General features: G+C 62.8%; 2 protein-coding genes and 1 riboswitch. Of the genes, one reads left to right on the top strand and one right to left on the bottom strand.

Annotation, left to right across the window (positions count from 1 at the left end):
* Positions 1–50: 50 nt before the first annotated feature.
* The gene (locus tag HMPREF1546_RS09195; protein WP_021751874.1) at positions 51–956 is read right to left on the bottom strand and encodes a transporter substrate-binding domain-containing protein; all 906 of its coding nucleotides are present in this window, start codon (positions 954–956) and stop codon (positions 51–53) included.
* Positions 957–1,110: 154 nt separating this feature from the next.
* Positions 1,111–1,283: riboswitch (Lysine riboswitch) on the bottom strand.
* Between the two features lie 191 nt (positions 1,284–1,474).
* Between HMPREF1546_RS09195 and HMPREF1546_RS09190 the strand changes: the two genes are divergently transcribed.
* The coding region (locus HMPREF1546_RS09190; protein WP_367646054.1) for a phosphatase PAP2 family protein at positions 1,475–2,000 on the top strand (526 nt) is incomplete at its 3' end.

Genomic DNA, 2,000 nt, shown 5'->3' with positions numbered 1-2,000 from the left:
CAGGCGGGAGGACAGACTGTCCTCCCGCCGCGGGTCATTCTGGAAAGTGTTTACTCGCTCAGGGGCTGAATGGCGATGGCCTCGTTCATCAGGGTGTTGAAATCGTCCGCCGTCATAGTGGAGAGCACGCTGTCAATGGCCTCCTTCAGCTCGGTGTTGCCCTTCATCACGGAGATGCCGATGTTGATCTCGCCCTCGTCAACCTCAAAGTTGTCGTCGGAGTCTGTGAAGTCCAGAATCTTCATGTCGGGATAGGCGGCCACGGCACCCATGGCGGTGGGCATATCGGTGCAGATGAAGTCCACGGCGTCGGTCTCCAGGGCCATCAGCATGGCGGGGGCGGTCTCCGCGGCAGTCTGGACCTGGGCGCCCTCGATCTGAGGCAGGCAGGAGTCATACCAGATGGTGGCGATCTGCGCGGTGCAGGTGCCGCCGGAAAGGTCGCTGATGCCGGCGGCGTTGGCATAGGGGCTGTCCGTCTTGGTCACACAGACGATGGAGGCGTAGTAGTAGGGGCCGGCGAAATCCACCTGCTCGCTGCGCTCGGCAGTCATGGACTGGCCGGCAATGACGGCGTCAAAGGTACCGGTCTGCACGCCAGGAACCAGAGAGTCCCAGTCGGACTGAACCACTTCCAGCTCCCAGCCGTTGGCCTCGCAGATCTGCTTTGCGATCATCACGTCGTAGCCGTTGGCATAGGTGCCGGGCACGTTGGAGATGGGCACAGCGCCGTTGGAGTCGTCGCTCTGGCTCCAGTTGTAAGGGGCGTAGGCGCACTCCATGGCGATGGTCAGCACGCCGTCCTCCACGCCGGAGGAGCCGGCGGTCTCCCCGCCTTCAGCGGTGGTGCCGGAATTGCCGGAGTCGGCAGTGTCGCCGGAGCTGCCGGTGCCGCCGCAGGCGGCCAGGGACGCTGTCATGGCCAGAGCCATCAGCAAGGTCAACAATCTCTTCATGTTTCTTCACCTTTCTCATCTCAAAAAAGATTCCGCGGCGGTCACAGACCTCCTCCGCGCCTGCCGCCTGCGGAGAGGAGAAAAAATGGACCGCTTTGTCAAGCGGTCCATGGAAAATACGGAAAGAAGCCCCCGGCAGGGACGATCCCGAACAGCCATTGATAGCGCTTCACAAAGGTTTGTGACAGTCCGGCAGGTATTCCCTGACGGCCCAGCACCAGAAGGACAGGCATCGTCCCGGCACTTCGGCGGCGGACCCTTCCCCGTCCGGCGGCTGCCTGGCCTTGCCGGAGCGGTACTGATGAACGCCGCGCCTCTATCTGAGCGATCCAATTTTGAAGGTATCCTATCACGTTCTCGGGGAGATGTCAACGCCCCTTCCCAGAAAAATGCCAAAAATCCCGCAGATTTGTGCAGATCATAGAAGAAAATGCCAAAACCGTTGCGCACTGTGGGGAAAATGTGGTATGATGCTCCCTGCACACACGGCGCAAGCGCCGGGAGAGGAGTGTGGAAGTATGATGCAGGCGGCGGAACTGGCGGTGCTGGACTGGCTCCAGGCCCATCTGCGCTGCGATTTTCTGGACGCGGTGATGCCGTGGATCAGCCGGATCTGCGACCACGGAGAGATTTGGATCCTGCTGGCGGCGGTGCTGCTGCTTCTGCGGAAGCACCGCTGGACAGGGATGTCCCTGTCCTTTGCGCTGATTCTGGATCTGATCTGCTGCAATATCGTTCTGAAACCCCTGGTCGGCCGGATCCGGCCCTTCTTGGTGAATACCGCGGTGGAGCTGCTGACAGCACCCCCGGCGGACGCATCCTTTCCCTCGGGGCACACGGCGGCGTCCTTTGCGGCGGTGTTCGCCCTCCGGGCCTCCGGCAGCCCCCTGTGGAAGCCTGCCCTGGTACTGGCGGCTGGGATCGCCTTCTCCCGGCTGTACCTGTACGTCCACTGGCCCACCGACGTGCTGGGGGGCATTCTGGTGGGCGCCGCCGCAGGCTGGGCAGGCGCGCGGCTGGCAGACGCCCTCCGCCGCAGGCGGG

This window comes from Oscillibacter sp. KLE 1745 (assembly GCF_000469445.2).
Lineage (GTDB): Bacteria > Bacillota > Clostridia > Oscillospirales > Oscillospiraceae > Oscillibacter > Oscillibacter welbionis.
The sequence above is the reverse complement of the archived record's forward strand: the minus strand, read 5'-3'. Positions and strand labels throughout refer to the sequence as shown.